Annotated in this window: 12 protein-coding genes and 2 pseudogenes; 10 read left to right on the top strand and 4 right to left on the bottom strand. The window is 39.5% G+C overall.

What is annotated here, in order from left to right; translation table 11 throughout:
* Window positions 1-35: 35 nt before the first annotated feature.
* From AT575_RS07730 to AT575_RS07720, 3 genes are all read left to right on the top strand, one after another.
* Window positions 36-1,028, top strand: a complete 993-nt coding sequence (locus AT575_RS07730; protein WP_102777852.1) for a LacI family DNA-binding transcriptional regulator — start codon at window positions 36-38, stop codon at window positions 1,026-1,028.
* 181 nt (window positions 1,029-1,209) lie between these two features.
* Window positions 1,210-3,390 carry a PTS transporter subunit IIBC gene (locus AT575_RS07725; protein WP_102777851.1) on the top strand — a complete coding sequence of 727 codons (2,181 nt, stop codon included), beginning with the start codon at window positions 1,210-1,212 and terminating at the stop codon, window positions 3,388-3,390.
* A gap of 76 nt (window positions 3,391-3,466) precedes the next feature.
* Window positions 3,467-4,291 (top strand): endonuclease/exonuclease/phosphatase family protein, encoded by an 825-nt coding sequence (locus tag AT575_RS07720; RefSeq protein WP_102777850.1) that lies wholly within the window; start codon window positions 3,467-3,469, stop codon window positions 4,289-4,291.
* Between the two features lie 13 nt (window positions 4,292-4,304).
* On the opposite strand, the gene AT575_RS07715 is transcribed toward AT575_RS07720, so the two are convergent.
* From AT575_RS07715 to AT575_RS07700, 4 genes and pseudogenes are all read right to left on the bottom strand, one after another.
* Window positions 4,305-4,808, bottom strand: a complete 504-nt coding sequence (locus AT575_RS07715; RefSeq protein WP_102777867.1) for a kinase — start codon at window positions 4,806-4,808, stop codon at window positions 4,305-4,307.
* Between the two features lie 19 nt (window positions 4,809-4,827).
* Complete coding sequence (locus AT575_RS07710) at window positions 4,828-5,865, bottom strand: M42 family metallopeptidase (RefSeq protein ID WP_102777849.1); 1,038 nt, start codon at window positions 5,863-5,865, stop codon at window positions 4,828-4,830.
* Between the two features lie 90 nt (window positions 5,866-5,955).
* Window positions 5,956-6,416 (bottom strand): annotated as a pseudogene (gene nrdI, locus AT575_RS07705) (class Ib ribonucleoside-diphosphate reductase assembly flavoprotein NrdI).
* Between the two features lie 160 nt (window positions 6,417-6,576).
* Window positions 6,577-9,047: pseudogene (locus AT575_RS07700) on the bottom strand (bifunctional 2',3'-cyclic-nucleotide 2'-phosphodiesterase/3'-nucleotidase).
* Window positions 9,048-9,312: 265 nt separating this feature from the next.
* Here AT575_RS07700 and AT575_RS07695 point away from each other — a divergent pair.
* The 7 genes from AT575_RS07695 (at window position 9,313) to AT575_RS07665 (ending at window position 17,354) form a co-directional block, all read left to right on the top strand.
* Entirely contained in the window at window positions 9,313-11,532 is a 2,220-nt protein-coding gene (locus tag AT575_RS07695; protein ID WP_102777848.1) for a RelA/SpoT family protein, read from the top strand.
* Window positions 11,533-11,543: 11 nt separating this feature from the next.
* On the top strand, window positions 11,544-11,987 hold the full coding sequence (dtd, locus tag AT575_RS07690; RefSeq protein WP_102777847.1) for a D-aminoacyl-tRNA deacylase: 444 nt from the start codon (window positions 11,544-11,546) through the stop codon (window positions 11,985-11,987).
* A 20-nt stretch (window positions 11,988-12,007) separates the two neighbouring features.
* The gene (locus tag AT575_RS07685) at window positions 12,008-12,856 is read left to right on the top strand and encodes a helix-turn-helix domain-containing protein (RefSeq protein ID WP_102777846.1); all 849 of its coding nucleotides are present in this window, start codon (window positions 12,008-12,010) and stop codon (window positions 12,854-12,856) included.
* Between the two features lie 141 nt (window positions 12,857-12,997).
* Window positions 12,998-14,131 (top strand): ABC transporter ATP-binding protein, encoded by a 1,134-nt coding sequence (locus tag AT575_RS07680; RefSeq protein WP_102777845.1) that lies wholly within the window; start codon window positions 12,998-13,000, stop codon window positions 14,129-14,131.
* A gap of 85 nt (window positions 14,132-14,216) precedes the next feature.
* Window positions 14,217-15,824: a glycoside hydrolase family 13 protein gene (locus AT575_RS07675; RefSeq protein WP_102777844.1), complete on the top strand. Its 1,608-nt coding sequence runs from the start codon at window positions 14,217-14,219 to the stop codon at window positions 15,822-15,824.
* Between the two features lie 163 nt (window positions 15,825-15,987).
* Complete coding sequence (locus AT575_RS07670) at window positions 15,988-16,227, top strand: hypothetical protein (RefSeq protein WP_102777843.1); 240 nt, start codon at window positions 15,988-15,990, stop codon at window positions 16,225-16,227.
* Between the two features lie 47 nt (window positions 16,228-16,274).
* Window positions 16,275-17,354, top strand: a complete 1,080-nt coding sequence (locus AT575_RS07665) for a hypothetical protein (protein WP_102777842.1) — start codon at window positions 16,275-16,277, stop codon at window positions 17,352-17,354.
* Window positions 17,355-17,457 lie beyond the last annotated feature (103 nt).

Below are 17,457 nucleotides of genomic sequence, written 5' to 3'. Positions count from 1 at the left end.
TTCTCAAAAATAGGATTATTAGTGAGAGAGAACATATGGTAACTATTAAAGATGTTGCAAAGTTGGCTGGGGTCTCGCCCTCGACAGCCTCGAGAGCTTTGCATGACAATAATATGATTAGTCAGGCGACCAAGGACAAGGTCAGAAAAGCCATGGAGGAATTGGATTATTCCCCCAATTATTCAGCACAAAACCTAGTCAAAAAACAATCCAATACAGTTGGCATTATTTTACCATTTAGAGGAAATGCTGAAGAACTTGGAGATAACCCATTCTTTATGCAGATTATTCAAGGGATTTCGGAAATTTGCAGTAAAGAAGGCTATTTGGTCAGTCTTGCAACAGGACATTATGAGGAAGAACTTCTAGCAACAGTCCAGAATATGGTTCGAAGTGGACGCATTGCAAAGTTCATTTTTCTCTACTCAAAGACACATGATAAAGTTTTTGATTATATCATGTCTGTAAAAAGTGAATGTGTGGTTGTAGGCCAGTCTTATAATGATGACAATAAGCATGTTCGTTATGTTAATAATGATAACCTTCAGGCAGGTAAGGATGCCACATCTTATCTTTTGAAAAAAGGATACCAACACATTACATATCTCTATACAGATATGGACGAGTTAGTGCAAGCAGAAAGATACATGGGCTACGCTGAAGAGATGAAGAAAAAAGGCTTAAAAGCCCAGACGGCTCATCTGAAAGAATTATTAAGTGAGAGTTCCTCAAGTAATCAGTCATTGAAAGAATACTTAAATCTACATCCGACAGAAGCTTTTGTCACCTGCGATGATATTTCAGCTATTCAATTACAAGGTCTCTTGAATGAAGAAGATGCTTCGAAAGCAATCATTAGTTTCAATAATTCCATTTTGGCAAAAATTGCTAATCCAGCACTAACTTCAGTTGAGATTTTTCCTTATCAGTTAGGAGAGGAAGCAGCTAACCTCCTCTTAAAAGGTGAAACAAATTATCAAAAACCGATTATTGTTTCCCATGCTATAATTGAACGACAATCAAGTTAATCTTTCCCGTTTTTGGGGAAGATTTTTATTTTTTTAAAAAACGTCTTTACAAAAATATAAAAGGAGCATATAATATAGTCAAGGAAACGCAAACGTTTGCGTAAAACGTTTGCATTGTTGTTTATTCTGTGTTTTGTCATTTTTCATGATAAGCACTTTTGAGAGTAATAAGGAGAAAAAAATGAAGACGTCTGTCAAACAGATTTTTAGTTTTGAATTTTGGCAAAAATTTGGCAAATGCTTAATGGTCGTTATTGCAGTAATGCCTGCTGCTGGTTTGATGATCAGTATTGGAAATTCAATTCCAATGATTAACCATGATTCAGCTTTTCTTGCTTCTTTAGGTAATATTGTTGCTCAAATTGGTTGGGCAGTTATTGTTAACTTGCACTTACTTTTTGCTTTAGCGATTGGTGGTAGTTGGGCTAAAGAACGGGCTGGTGGTGCCTTTGCTTCAGGTTTAGCTTTCATTCTCATCAATCGTATTACAGGTGCCTTTTTCGGTATTAATGCTGCCATGTTAGCGGACCCTGCTGCTAAGGTAACGAGTCTTTTTGGGACAGACATGGTTGTTAAGGATTACTTTACTAGTGTCTTAGAAGCACCTGCTTTAAATACTGGAGTATTTGTTGGGATAATTGCTGGTTTTGTTGGAGCTACTGCTTACAATAAATATTATAATTATCGTAAATTACCAGAAGTGTTAACTTTCTTTAACGGTAAACGCTTCGTACCATTTGTGGTAATTTTACGTTCTGTACTAGTAGCCCTAGCTTTAGTTGTTATTTGGCCTCTTATTCAGTCTGGTATCAACGGTTTTGGTAAATGGATTGCTTCATCTCAAGATACAGCACCGTTTTTCGCACCATTCTTATATGGAACTTTAGAACGTTTACTTTTACCATTTGGTTTGCACCACATGCTAACGATTCCAATGAACTATACGGCACTTGGTGGAACTTATGAAGTGATGACAGGTGCCAGTCAAGGATCAAAAGTATTTGGTCAAGACCCACTTTGGTTAGCTTGGGTAACAGACCTTGTTAATTTAAAAGGCACAGACTCAGGTGCTTACCATCAATTAATGTCTGATGTCACACCGGCACGTTTTAAAGTAGGACAAATGATAGGTGCAACAGGAACACTTATGGGTGTTGCTTTAGCTATGTACCGTAATGTTGACCCAGATAAAAAATCAAAATATAAAATGATGTTCTTCTCTGCTGCGGCAGCAGTCTTCTTGACAGGAGTTACTGAGCCACTTGAATACATGTTTATGTTTGCGGCTATGCCTCTTTATATTGTCTATGCTGTTGTACAAGGGGCTTCATTTGCCATGGCAGACTTGGTAAATCTTCGTGTGCACTCTTTCGGTAATATTGAATTATTGACGCGGACTCCTATGGCACTTAAAGCTGGCTTAGGTATGGATTTACTTAACTTCGTATGGGTATCACTCCTCTTCGGAGCGATTATGTACTTTATCTCTGATTTCATGATTAAAAAAATGAACTTGGCAACAGCTGGTCGTTTGGGCAATTATGATTCAGATATGCTAGATGATGACAAAAAGTCGGTTTCTTCAGACACAGTAAATGCTGACGCACAAGTCGTTCAAATCATTAATCTCCTTGGTGGTGCTGAAAATATTACTGATGTAGATGCCTGTATGACACGTTTGCGAGTGTCAGTAAAAGATCCACATGCTGTTGGAACGGAAGATGCTTGGAAAAAAGCAGGTGCTATGGGACTCATCGTTAAAGGTTCAGGGGTCCAAGCTGTTTATGGTCCAAAAGCTGATATTTTAAAATCGGATATTCAAGATTTACTTGACTCGGGTGTCGCAATTCCGCAGTCTGATTTCTCAGCTAAAGCATCAGAAGAAACAAATACTGTTTCAAAAGGTATTTCAGAGGACATCCTTTCGGTGGCTGATGGTCAAGTCATTCCAATCACAGAAGTGAAAGACCAAGTATTTGCTGGTAAAATGATGGGTGATGGATTTGCGGTTGAACCAAGTTCTTCTGAAGTATTTGCTCCGGTTACAGGTACTATTACCAGTATTTTCCCAACTAAACATGCCCTAGGTATCTTAACGGATTCTGGTTTGGAAGTTTTAGTACATGTTGGCTTAGATACTGTCGACTTGGACGGTGTTCCATTTGATTTGCAAGTTGCGCCTGGTCAAAAAGTTGAAGCTGGTGACCTTTTAATCAAAGTTGACTATCAAGCAATCACATCTGCAGGGAAAGAATCAACCATCGTTGTGGTTTTCACTAATCAGGAACTTGTCAAAGAAGTCACATTGACTGCCCAAGGGCAACAAGCTGCTAAAAAACAAGTAGCTACTGTTAAAATGTAAGAGATAATAGAGTCATTCTCACCTCATTTAAAAGGGATGAGAATGACTCTCTTATCCGTTTAGAGAGAGGAAAATGATGGCAAAGTGGTTAACGCTTAATACGCATTCATGGATGGAAGTTAATGCTTTAAAGAAATTATTTGACTTGGCAGAACATATCTTAGCTGAAAAATATGATCTGATCTGCTTACAAGAAATCAATCAGTTAATGACCAGCGAAGTAGCTCCTGAAGACTATTACTATCAAGAAATTCCTGGGACGCCTGAATTGCATAAGGATAATTTTGCTCTCTTATTAGTTAATTATTTAGCAAAGCGGGGCCAAAATTACTATTGGTCTTGGGCTTATAATCATATTGGTTATGACATTTATCATGAGGGCGTAGCGATTCTTTCAAAAAATCCAATTAAGGTTGAAGATCTTTTGGTAACTGAGGCAAACGATGAGTATGATTTCCACACAAGACGAGTCCTTTTGGCAGAGACGATAGTTGAAGACCGTCCAGTTGCTGTGACGTCTCTTCATTTGTCTTGGTTTGGTAAAGGTTTTGAAGAAGAGTGGGCTGTTTTGGAAGGACGCTTAGCTGACCTAGATCTTCCTTTAATGCTGATGGGGGATTTCAATAATCCCACTGATGGTCCGGGTTACCAAATGGTAATGGCTAGTCCTTTGAAGCTGCAAGATAGTCATAAGCTTGCTGAGCATGTCTTTGGAGATCATAGTATTGTGGCTGATATTGATGGTTGGGAAGAAAATGATCAGGCCTTTAAAGTGGACCATGCTTTTATGAGCAAGGATTTTCTGGTTAAAAATTCAGAAATTACTTTTGAAGGTGGTACTGCCCCTGTGGTTAGTGACCATTTTGGCTTATCAGTCGAAACAGAGTGGTTAAGTGATTAAAAAGGTCAGGAAATTATTCCTGACCTTTTTTAATATCTTGCAAAATGTTATTGAGAGCTTCTTGAAGGGTGACTGTTTTGTCAAAAGTCTTTTCGGGGATTATTCCTAGGTAATCTTTTTCATTCCACCACCTTTTCAGAGCCTCCTCGCCAAACTCTTCGGCCTTACTTCTGGCTGAATGGCGCTTTAATGTTTCTTCGAATGGAACATCATAATAATAAGCAAAGACTTGAAGTTGATTTTGTTGGCTGATAAAATCCCAAACAGGAGCGTACCAATCTGCTTTTAGAATACCTTCTAAAATGATATAGTCACAGTATTTAATTCCATAACTTAACAAGGATATTAATAGTGGGATTGTTGGCGTGTCAAAACCATCATGAGCCAGTAACATTTCTCGACGGAGCTTGTCTTGGGAAAGAAGCAAGGTATTCTCGCCCAATTTAGCTTGAAGAACATTAGCCAAACTCGTTTTTCCACTAGCAGAATTTCCTCTTATCAGAATGAGTTTGGTCAATCTATCTTCCTCTTTTCTACTAATCAATCATTTGGCTCTTGAGGTAAGCATCTACTAGTTTTTCAGTTGCTTCAACAGAGTCACGGTGGGTGCGTTCGTATGAGTGGCTTGATTCAATACCTGCTCCGAGGAGGGCGTGTTTGACTTCAGCTCCTGAACGCATGGCTGCTGAGGCATCTGAGCCATAGTATGGGTAGATGTCTAATTGGTAAGGGATATTATTTTCCAAACAAAGGGCTACCATATGTTGTCGTAGCTCATAGTGGTAAGGTCCTGATGCATCTTTGACACAGATAGAAACAGTATATTCATCTGTGGTTTGGTCATCTCCCATTGCTCCCATGTCGACAGCTAGGTACTCAACGGTTTCTTTGGGAAGGCTTGAATTAGCCCCGTGTCCAACTTCTTCAAAGGCTGAGAAGTAGAAGTGAGTGGTGTATGGTAGGGTAATATTATTTTCTTTGTATTCTTTGAGCAATTCAATCAGAATAGCTGCAGACACTTTATCATCTAGGTGACGTGATTTGATAAAGCCTGAGTCTGTGAGAACAACACGTGGATCGAAAGAAATGAAGTCACCCACTTCGATACCTAATGCGCGTGTTTCATCTGCAGTACGAACTTTTTCATCTAGACGAACTTCCATATTTGCTTGATTACGTTCAGCAGTTCCGGCGTCTTTATAGACATGGACTGAGGTTTGGTGAATCAGAATCGTTCCTGAGATTTCTTTACCATTTTTGGCCACATGGACAATACAGTTTTCCCCTTCAATGGCGTTATAGACGAATCCACCTACCAAATCCATCTTGAGACGACCATCAGGTTTAATGGCACGAACCATTGCACCCAATGTATCTAAATGGGCAGTTACCACTCGGTGTTTGCTGTCATCTTGACCTTTGACGGAAACCATGAGGCCACCTTTATTGGTGCGAACAGGTTCATAACCAAAGCTACTTAACTCAGCTGATACATAATCCATGATGGTTTTGGTAAAACCGGTTGGTGATGGGATTTGTGTTAATTTGGTAATGTAGTCAACAGTTGTTTTCATAATTGCTCCCTTTTCATTAGTTCAATACCCCTATTATAACATGCTAAAGCCAAAGACAGAAGAAAAGCCCAGAGATTTTCTGAGCTCTTATTATGGTTGCGATTCAAATGCGGCTTTTCTTTCCAAAATAACCTTGGCTAAGCGCTCGATATCGGAAATGGTACCTCGCAACTCAAAATCGCCAATCATGGGGAAACCAAAGCGTTGTTCATATTGTTTGGCTGTCAGGCAATATTGGTTGTTAAAATTTCGGTTTCCAGATCCGATGATGCCAAAACAGCGTTTGTAGTTGTCGTGGCTTTGATGAAATCACCCAAAGGGTTAGTGAGGATTTCGACATCGCCAGAATCAAGCCCGTTACCCCCTTCAAGGTAGGTTGGTAAGATGGCGACATAATTATCGTCAACTGGGAAAGTTTCATGCTTTAATTCTTTAATATTGATTGTTCTGGTCCCAATACCATGATTTTCCTGTAAATAAAGGCCTAAGCGTTTAACGAAACTTAAGGTGTTACCACTTAAACTGATAAAGACAATGGTTAAATCAGACATTTGCTCTCCTAATACTATATCTTGTAATCTGTTTACTAGTTTAGCACAAGATATAGTTATTAACAAGACAAAAAGAGAAAGCTCCAAACCAATCTTTGGTTAGAACTTTCTCTCTTTTACTTATTTTCTCAATAGAATGGTTGAGTGAGATAAGCTCTCATTATTTGCTTTCTTTTTTGCGTAAGATGCCTGCGAGGCCAAAGAAGCTAAGTCCCATCATGAGAAGTCCACGAGATTCTTTAACGCCTGTGTGTGGCAATTGAGCTTCTTTAGAAGCTTCTGCTTTCGCACTTGTTTGTTGGTAAGCATTTGCTGCCAATTGGTAAACGTATTGACGCTGACTTGGTGTAAGTCCAGTATTTGTTTGGCCAGGTGTTGCTGGTTTTGGAGTTTCAGGTGTTTCAACTGGAGTTGTTGGAACTTCAGGTTTTACATAAGTGAAGACGAAGTCTCCGAATCCTTCAACAGTAGAAGGTGCAACATAGGCAATATCTTTAGCATTTCCGATTAAGTCTTTTGCTTTTTCAGCACTTAAGAAATGAAGGTCAAGACCTTTAATAGTGTCAGCAAAATACCAGTTGTTGTCAGCACTTGGATTAATTGTTTTTTCAGCAACAATGTAATTAATGATGGCTTGACGGTTTTCTAAGTTAAGCAAACGATTAATTGTTGCGTTTTTAACACCAGGGAAAGTACCGCTAGCACGGTAATTGTTGGTAACAACCATGAATTCTTGGTTAGGATCAATGTCTTTACCTTGATATTTCAAGTTGATAACGCGGTTAGCATCTGGGTTAACCAAATTACCTTTGGCATCATATTTATTGGCTTGAGTAACGTCGAATTCGTAAGTGACACCATCGATAACATCGAAGTTGTAAGTACGGTATTGTGTATTTACCAAGTCTTGTGGACCAGCATTGTTAGGGTCGATAGTATTGAATTGTCCAGCAGACATTTCTAACCATTCTTTAATGTCAGCACCAGTTACTTTGAGGATTGCTGTAACGTTATCATAAAGGTAAAGGTCAGCAACGTTTTTAATAGCAATTGGTCCAGCTGGGATATCAGTGTATGCAGTTGGGTCATTACGAGTACCTGCTTTAAATGGAGCAGCTGCTGATAATAATGGTAAGTCTGCTTCAGGAGTTCCTGCTAATTGTTGCTTAGCATACCAAAGTTGAGCATTGTTAACAATTTGAACTGATGGATCATCTTTTACAAGAGCGAAGTAAGAGTTGATTGGAGCTGTTGTTTCACCAACTTGTTGGCGAACGTAATCAATTGTTCCTTTATGTGCTTCTTGGGCAAGGGCAATAATATCAGGATCAGCTACTGTTGATTTAGTATCAATTTTACGGATTTCAGCATGGTTTTGGTCTTTATTAACTGTCCATTGACCACCAGTGAAGGTAAGGTCTAAGTCAATAACACCGATATGGTCGCCGTATTTACCAGCCATTGTAACTGGAGTACCATTGATAAGACCTGAGATTCCATCAACGCCATTGTAAGCTTCGTAGAAACCAGTATCTTGACCTGAAGGGAATTCAGCGTGAGAGTGACCTGTAACAACAGCATCAACGCCTGCTAAGCTAGCAATTTGGTAACCAACGTTTTCTTCGCCAACTTCATAAACATCGTCACCGATACCTGTGTGGCTAGAACGAGAACGATGTCAGCGCCAGCGTTTTTCATTGTAGGAATGATTTCTTGAACAGCTTGAACGGCATCTTTAACGGTAACTTTACCTTCCAGGTTAGCCTTATCCCAAGCCATGATTTGAGGGGGAACAATTCCGGTAATACCGATTTTTACAGTTGCTGCTTGGCCATTCGCATCAGTAAAAGTCTTGGTAATGATGTCGTATGGTTTGAAGAGGTTTTGACCAGTTGCTGCATCGTAGACATTGGCATTAAGAATTGGCAAGCCAGCAGAGGCAATGACGCGTTCGAGGTATGGTAAACCATAATTGAATTCGTGGTTTCCAAGAGTAGAGGCATCAAAACCGAGTTCTTTAAGGGCAGCATACATTGGGTGTACTTCGCCGGCTTGAACTGGGTCAATAAGGGCTGTGTAAGTTCCAAGAGGTGTCCCTTGAAGAATATCACCGTTATCGACAATAACTGTATTAGGATTTTCAGCTTTTGCTTGGTCAATAAGGACCCCAGCTTTTGCTAATCCAATCATTTGTGATTCTTTATCTTGGTAGTAGTCGTAGTTAACAAGGTTTGAATGAAGGTCAGTTGTGGAGATAATACGCACATCGACATTTTGTCCTTCGACAGGAGTTGTAGCTGCTTGTTTGGCTACAGGTGCCAATTGTGTGTTTGTTTTTGTGCTTGTACTTGGAGCTGCTGCTGGAGCAGTTGTTGTCGCTGTGGGTGCTACTGTTGTAGCAGTTTGACTAGTTGTTGCTTCCGCTGCAGGTGCACTTGTTGGAGCTGCCACCGGAGCAGGTGCTACTTCACTTGAAGTAGGTGCAGTAACAGTTGTTGTACTTGCTGCAACAGGACTGGTTGTCGTAGATGCACTTGTAGTAGGAGTTTCAGCTTTTACCATTTGTGCTGAACCAGCTGCAACTAACATAGCTAAAAAAAATGCGCTCTTCGATACGTAATGTTTCTTCATTCCTAAAAAATCTCCTTTAATGTAAAAAGTGGTAAAAAAAGAACTTGGACTTTTATTATAGCTTGAAAAAGGGTTTTCATCAATGGATTTTACGAACGTTTTAACAAAAATTTACAAAAAATATACATTATATTACATGAATTTTCTCATAATTATAAAAATTGAAAAATCAATAATAGGCATTCCATACGATGAAAGTGATTCCTCCTTTTTCTTTTTGATTGAAAGTGTTAAAATAGGGAAAAGAAATTGACTGAGGAAAAGAATGGCAAAAGAAATCAACTTATCTGGTGACGAAGTTGTTGCTTTAGCAGCAAACTATATGACAAAAAAAGATGTGGCCTTTGTACAAAAAGCGCTTGATTATGCCACTGAGGCTCATTTTTACCAAGCACGAAAATCAGGTGAGCCCTACATTATTCATCCCATCCAAGTTGCGGGGATTTTAGCTGACTTACATCTAGACGCGGTCACTGTGGCCTGCGGCTTTTTACATGATGTGGTTGAAGATACAGAAATTACCATTGATGATATTGAAAAAGAGTTTGGCTCAGATGTAAAGGATATTGTTGATGGAGTTACCAAACTTGGTAAGGTTGAATACAAATCACATGAGGAACAATTAGCTGAAAATCACCGTAAGATGTTGATGGCTATGTCTAAAGACATTCGGGTTATTTTGGTCAAATTGGCTGACCGTCTTCATAATATGCGGACGCTAAAACATTTGCGCAAGGATAAGCAAGAACGCATTTCCCGGGAGACCATGGAAATCTACGCTCCTTTAGCCCATCGTTTGGGGATTAGTCGTATTAAATGGGAATTGGAAGATTTAGCCTTCCGTTACCTTAATGAATCAGAATTCTATAAAATTTCACACATGATGCGGGAAAAACGTCGTGAACGTGAAGCCTTAGTTGATGAAATTGTTGATAAAATCATTACCTATACCAATGATCAAGGTCTCTATGGAGATGTTTATGGTCGTCCTAAGCACATTTATTCAATTCACCGTAAAATGCGTGATAAGAAGAAACGATTTGATCAGATTTTTGACTTGATTGCCATCCGTTGTGTCATGGAGACCCAGAGTGATGTTTACGCCATGGTTGGCTACATCCATGAATTATGGCGGCCTATGCCTGGTCGCTTTAAAGACTACATCGCTGCGCCTAAGGCCAACGGTTATCAGTCTATCCACACAACCGTCTATGGACCTAAAGGCCCCATTGAGATCCAAATTCGCACTAAGGAGATGCATCAGGTCGCTGAATATGGGGTTGCCGCTCACTGGGCTTACAAAAAAGGTGTCAAAGGCAAAGTGAGTCAGTCTGACCAAAAGGTCGGCATGAACTGGATTAATGAATTGGTGGAGCTTCAAGATGCCTCCAATGGGGATGCTAAAGACTTTGTCAATTCCGTCAAAGAAGAAATCTTCTCGGAACGCATTTACGTCTTCACGCCAAATGGTGCCGTGCAAGAATTGCCTAAGGAATCAGGTCCTATCGACTTTGCCTACGCCATCCACACCCAAGTTGGTGAAAAAGCGACAGGTGCTAAGGTTAATGGTAAAATGGTGCCCCTTACGGCCAAGTTGAAAACCGGCGATGTCGTTGAAATCGTGACCAACCCAAATTCCTTTGGGCCAAGCCGGGACTGGATTAACTTGGTCAAAACCAATAAAGCCCGTAATAAAATTCGTCAGTTCTTTAAAAACCAAGACAAGGAATTGTCGGTTAATAAAGGGCGCGAGCTTCTGGTCAATTATTTCCAAGAGCAGGGCTATGTTGCTAACAAGTACTTGGAAAAGAAAAAAATTGAAGAAATTCTGCCTCGACTTAGTGTTAAGAGTGTTGAGTCGCTCTACGCTGCTGTTGGTTTTGGTGACCTGAGCCCCGTTTCGGTCTTTAATAAATTGACAGAGAAAGAACGGCGCGAGGAAGAAAGAGCCAAAGCTAAAGCAGAAGCCGAAGAATTGGTTAAAGGTGGCGAAGTTAAGCATGAGAATAAAGACGTGCTTAAGGTTCGCAGTGAAAATGGGGTTATCATTCAAGGGGCATCAGGTCTCTTGATGCGCATTGCCAAATGCTGTAACCCAGTGCCGGGTGATGCCATTGAGGGTTATATTACCAAAGGTCGTGGGATTGCTATTCACCGCGCCGATTGTAATAATATCAAGGGTCAAGAAGGTTACGAACAGCGCCTGATTGAAGTTGAGTGGGACATGGAAAACTCAAGCAAGGATTATCAAGCAGAAATTGATATTTATGGCTTGAACCGTAGTGGTTTGCTCAATGATGTCCTCCAAATCCTTTCAAACTCAACAAAAAGTATTTCTGCGGTCAATGCCCAACCGACAAAAGACATGAAATTTGCCAATATTCATGTTAGTTTTGGTATTCCTAATTTAACCCACCTAACAACAGTCGTTGAGAAAATCAAGGCTGTACCTGATATCTATAATGTCAAACGGACAAACGGTTAAAGGAGTCTAGAATGAAAGTAGTGATTCAAAGAGTCTCAGAAGCTTCCGTTACTATTGATGGTCAAATCGCTGGCGCTATCCAGCAAGGTCTATTGCTCCTTGTGGGCTTTGGACCTGAGGATGGACAAGAAGATTTGAACTATGCGGTGCGGAAAATCACCCAAATGCGGATTTTTTCAGATGCGGAAGATAAAATGAACTTGTCCCTAGCAGATATCCAAGGGTCAATCCTTTCCATCTCCCAGTTCACTCTCTTCGCTGCTACTAAAAAAGGCAACCGACCAGCTTTTACCGGGGCTGCCAAACCTGACTTAGCCAGCGACCTATACGGCCGTTTTAACCACATGTTAGCCCAACACTGCCCCGTAGAAAAAGGTATCTTTGGTGCCGATATGAAGGTGTCTTTGGTAAATGATGGCCCAGTGACTATCATTTTGGATACAAAAGAGAGATAGAGAAAGACAGAAAGGAAGCTATGGACCTGAAAAAGTCATTTCCAGAAATGCAAGAGAGTCATTTTCCGATGGCTGATGATTCTTGGATCAGTATTGAAAAAGATGAACATTATTTACATTTTCCTAAGGATAGCTTGACCGATCGTGAGTTAGAGCTCTTAAAGATGATTGCTCAGGAATCACCTTCTGCTCAGAAAGTGACATCGCCTTGGTATCGCTACTTAGTCAAGCAAGTAGGGTCAGCACCCCAAGAGCTTGCTCATGTTCAATTTCTTTACCTCAACCATCAAGAAGCTCTTTCTGCGGCCTTTCTCCAAGTCTTAGAGGAGATTTTGTCGGAAGCGATAGCTCTTTTTCCAATCTCGCAAAACCGGACAATCCTTTTCTTGGACATTTCTAATCCGTTAGACAGCTTGGCTATTCTCCAAGATATCCTACCAACTTTGGAAAGTGACTTTGGTTTGGCCTTGTCGCTCTTTGTTGGGAATGAGTGGCACCATTTAGACAGTGCGACTTTGCGGGATGTCTTTGAGGAAGAAAATGCTTTGTTTTCGGCTTATTTACTGAAAAAAGGCGGTTCTAAAGTGCAGACTTTTTCGCAATTGATGCTTTGGGCTTTCTTGCAAAATCAGAAGACACCGGTTATTGAAGGACAATTCCAAAGAGTCTTGATGCAAAATAGTGATTTTTCGGCTTTGATAGAAAGTATGTGGGAATCACAGGGCAATTTGGTGCAAACGGCCCAAAAACTCTATATTCATCGCAATTCTCTCCAATACAAATTAGACAAACTTAAAAAGCAGTTAGGCCTTAATCTGAAGGTCCTTGACGACTTGGCTTTTGCCTATCTTTTTATGATGAAACAATAAACTTGTGCAAGGTGCCCAATAAGGTTTGGGCGCCTTGTCTGTATTTTGTAAGCCTTTTCTTTGGTAGAATAGAAGTATCAAAAATGCAGGTGCTTTTCTGGCTAGCTTCAAAGCTAGGAAGCTCAAATCAAGGAGTAAGTCATGGTAGAATTAAATTTAAACCACATTTTCAAAAAATACCCAAATACAACACACTACGCTGTTGAAGATTTCGATTTGGATATCAAAGATAAAGAATTTATCGTTTTCGTTGGTCCTTCAGGATGTGGGAAATCAACAACGCTTCGGATGATTGCTGGTCTTGAAGATATTTCTGAGGGTGAATTAAAAATTGATGGTGAAGTTGTTAATGACAAGTCACCAAAAGACCGTGATATTGCCATGGTTTTCCAAAACTATGCCCTATACCCACATATGACTGTTTACGATAATATGGCTTTTGGTCTCAAATTGCGTAAATATAAAAAAGCTGATATTGACCAACGTGTTAAAGAAGCTGCTCAAATCCTAGGCTTAACTGAGTTCCTAGAACGTAAACCAGCTGACTTGTCAGGTGGACAACGTCAACGTGTTGCCATGGGTCGTGCAATCGTTCGTGATGCAAAAGTTTTCTTAATGGATGAGCCTTTATCGAACTTAGATGCTAAATTGCGTGTGTCAATGCGTGCTGAAATTGCTAAAATTCACCGTCGTATTGGTTCAACAACTATCTATGTTACCCATGACCAAACAGAAGCGATGACTTTGGCTGACCGTATTGTTATCATGTCAGCGACAAAAAATCCTGAAGGTAACGGAACAATCGGTAAAATTGAACAAGTTGGTTCACCGCAAGAATTATACAACCAACCAGCTAATAAATTTGTTGCCGGCTTTATCGGAAGCCCAGCGATGAACTTCTTTGATGTCACTATCAATGGTGCTCGTATTACGAGTGAAGATGGCCTTGATATCGGTATTACTGAAGGCCAAGCTAAAATGCTTAAAGAAGCTGGCTATGATGGCAAAAAAGTGACATTTGGTATTCGTCCAGAAGATATCTCAGCTAACCTTCTTGTTGAAGAAACTTTCCCAAGTGCTAATGTTGAAGCAGAAGTTCTCGTTTCTGAATTGTTAGGTTCTGAAACAATGCTTTATGTGAAACTTGGTGACACTGAATTTGCCTCACGTGTTGATGCGCGTGATTTCCACAATCCAGGTGAAAAAGTTAGCTTAACTTTTAACGTTTCTAAAGGTCATTTCTTCGACTTAGATTCTGAAAAAGCAATCCGTTAATAACTGATTCCTCCTAGAATAATATAAAGTCCTCGAAATCCTGTTTTGAGGACTTTATATCACCCTTATATAGAAAGTGAGACCTATGGAAAAGCATTGGTGGCATCAAGCTACAATCTATCAAATCTACCCTAAATCCTTTATGGACGCTAACGGCGATGGGATTGGTGACTTGCAAGGTATTATTCAAAAGCTAGATTACTTAGAAAAACTTGGGATTACGGCTATTTGGCTATCACCTGTCTATCAATCACCAATGGATGACAATGGCTATGATATTTCGGATTATCAGGCTATCGCAGACATTTTTGGCGATATGGCCGATATGGACCTTCTCCTAGGAGAAGCCCAAAAACGCGGCATTAGAATCATCATGGACTTGGTCGTCAACCATACCTCTGATGAACACGCTTGGTTTGTTGAAGCACGAGAAAACCCGCAAAGCCCAGAAAGAGATTTTTACATTTGGCGAGACCAGCCAAATGGTTTAACATCGACTTTCTCAGGTTCTGCTTGGCAATTAGATGAGGCTTCAGGTCAATATTACTTGCATTTGTTTAGTAAAAAACAACCCGACTTAAATTGGGAAAATGCTGATCTTCGTCAGAAAATCTACGATATGATGAATTTCTGGATTGCTAAAGGCATTGGTGGTTTCCGCATGGATGTTATTGATTTAATCGGTAAAATTCCGGATGCTGAAATTACGGGAAATGGTCCAAAATTACATGACTATCTCAAAGAAATGAACCAAGCTAGCTTTGGCAATCATGATTTACTGACTGTTGGTGAAACTTGGGGGGCAACTCCAGAAATTGCTAAGCAATATTCTCGTCCTGAAAATAAGGAATTATCCATGGTTTTCCAATTTGAGCATATTGGCCTGCAACATGAGCCAAATCGTCCAAAATGGGAATTTGCTAAAGAATTAGATGTACCAGCTCTCAAGGCTATTTTTTCAAAATGGCAGACGGAGTTGAAACTGGGAGAAGGTTGGAATTCCTTGTTCTGGAACAATCATGACCTGCCCCGAGTTCTTTCTATCTGGAGGAATTCGCAAGAACACCGTGTTCAATCTGGTAAAGCCCTAGCCATTTTACTTCATCTGATGCGCGGTACGCCTTATATTTACCAAGGAGAAGAAATTGGCATGACCAACTATCCTTTTGCCTCTTTAGAGCAAGTGGACGATATCGAGTCGGTCAACTATGCTAAAGAAGCTTTGGAGAATGGAGTGGCAGCAGCTGATATTATGGCAAGTATCTGTCAAATTGGGCGCGATAATGCCAGAACGCCGATGCAATGGGATACTTCGACAAATGCTGGTTTTTCAAGTGCGGAGAAGACTTGGTTGCCCGTTAATCCGAATTATCAGGACATTAATGTTCAAGCAGCTTTAGCAGACGAAAATTCCCTCTTTTATACCTATCAGACATTGGTAGCTTTGCGTAAGGAGCAGGACTGGTTGGTGGAAGCTGATTTCCAATTGTTAGAAACTGCAGACAAGGTTTTTGCTTATGAACGCCGTTTAGGACAAGATACCTATTTAATCGTGGTCAACCTTTCTGATCACGAGCAGGATTTTCCTTTGGTCTGCGATACTTATCAAACCATTATTGCGAATAGTGACCCTCAAAAAGTTATTGATTCCGGACGTTTGGCAGCCTGGGATGCCTTCTGTATTAAAAAATAAGTTAATGAGAAGTCTTCATTTTTGAAGGCTTTTTTTCTTGTCATAAACAGAAAAATGACGTCTTTGCTAGATTATTAAAATAAGATTGACAAAACAGACTTGTTTATTATAATTGAATTAGAAAACGTTTTCTGAAGAAAAAAGCAAGAAAGGAGTATTGTTAATGGATAATATTGGTTATTTGTACCTTTCAATAGTACTTCTAATATTGCTATTATTAGAAAATAGATCACGAAAAAAGATAGCAAAAAAATTAACAGGCCTTTTAATCGAGAAGAAAATTCCACTGCTGGAAATTAGAAAATCAATCCATACGGAAGTTGATATTATTAAGGAAATCAATTCAATTTATGGAATTGGAATAAAGAATGCAAAAGAAGTCTATGACTGTTTATATAAATAGAAAGAAGAAACTTGTAGTCTTTTGACGAACTAAAGGTATAAAAATAGATGATTTTTAGTAAAAATAGTATTAGTCGGTTTTTGGTATTAGTGAGTGTGTTCCTACTTTCTGGTTGTCATGCTTATCAGGCAAAAAAGGATTATCAGTTTGCTATCTTTGATAAAAAAGATGTTCAAACGTTTAGTGTATCTAAGGGTCAGTTGCAGCCGTTGGAAAAACTTCGCCGTAAGAATACGAAGTTTTTTGAAAAGGAATCTTTTAAACAAGCGGGTCATCGCTATTTAGCTAAGACTTTGGAAGGTGATGGTTTAAAGGTTTTCTTGGAAAGTATCGATCAGAAAACTTTGGAAGAAAAAATCCAGCCAGCCTTGGGTAATGATGCCTATGCTTCTATTACGGATGGTAAATATTTTTATGCGACAGCTGTTTTTACTGATCGTATTGACTTCTACAAATATGATTTAAACCTGAAAAAAGTTCTCAAGAAGTCCATTCCTAATGATGAGCATATAAACGCCAGTAATCAATTTCTACTGATTGATGATCAACTCTATCTCTTAGTTTCCTATGTGGATAAAGCAAGTGGCCTACCTGGTACCTGTCTTTGGCTGATGGATAAAGCCTTTAACATTAAGGAAAGAATTGATTTAGAAGACACCTCAGCCTATTTGCGAATGGCCAATGTCGGACATACCTTGTATTTACCAGCATCTTTCAGGGGAAGAGATGCTAATGGAGAGCCTTTGTCTGGTCGACAAGTTATGGTCTTTGATCTTGATTCTAGACAAAAATACTATTTTCCTTCATCCGCAAAGTACCCTAAATCTATTTTTTATCATCAAGGTAGCAAGCAACTGATTATTGAAAATGATGCTTTCTATAATAAAGATTTTTCTTGGACACTTATTGAAATAAGTGCCATGAAGGAAAAAATGGTTAAGATAAAGCCACAAGGGAAGAGGGATTATTTACCGCCTTTTTTGGCTAATGATAAATCAAGACTTTATTTTCTATTTTCGGATCAATTGCTCGATTACCATTTGAATACTGGTAAATTAAAGCGGACGGATTTAAAGCTTTTCGGCATCAAGGATGCCCATGCTTTGATAATAAAAAAGAAAGAGTGATTTAAAAGACCATATGCTTTTAAGTGGTAAAATAAGGCAATTCATGACAAGCGATTGCACTACCTTAATTACACAAATATGGCTCACTGTATAATTGTTTATA

It is taken from the genome of Streptococcus penaeicida (assembly GCF_002887775.1).
Classification (GTDB): Bacteria; Bacillota; Bacilli; order Lactobacillales; family Streptococcaceae; genus Streptococcus; species Streptococcus penaeicida.
The sequence above is the reverse complement of the archived record's forward strand: the minus strand, read 5'-3'. Positions and strand labels throughout refer to the sequence as shown.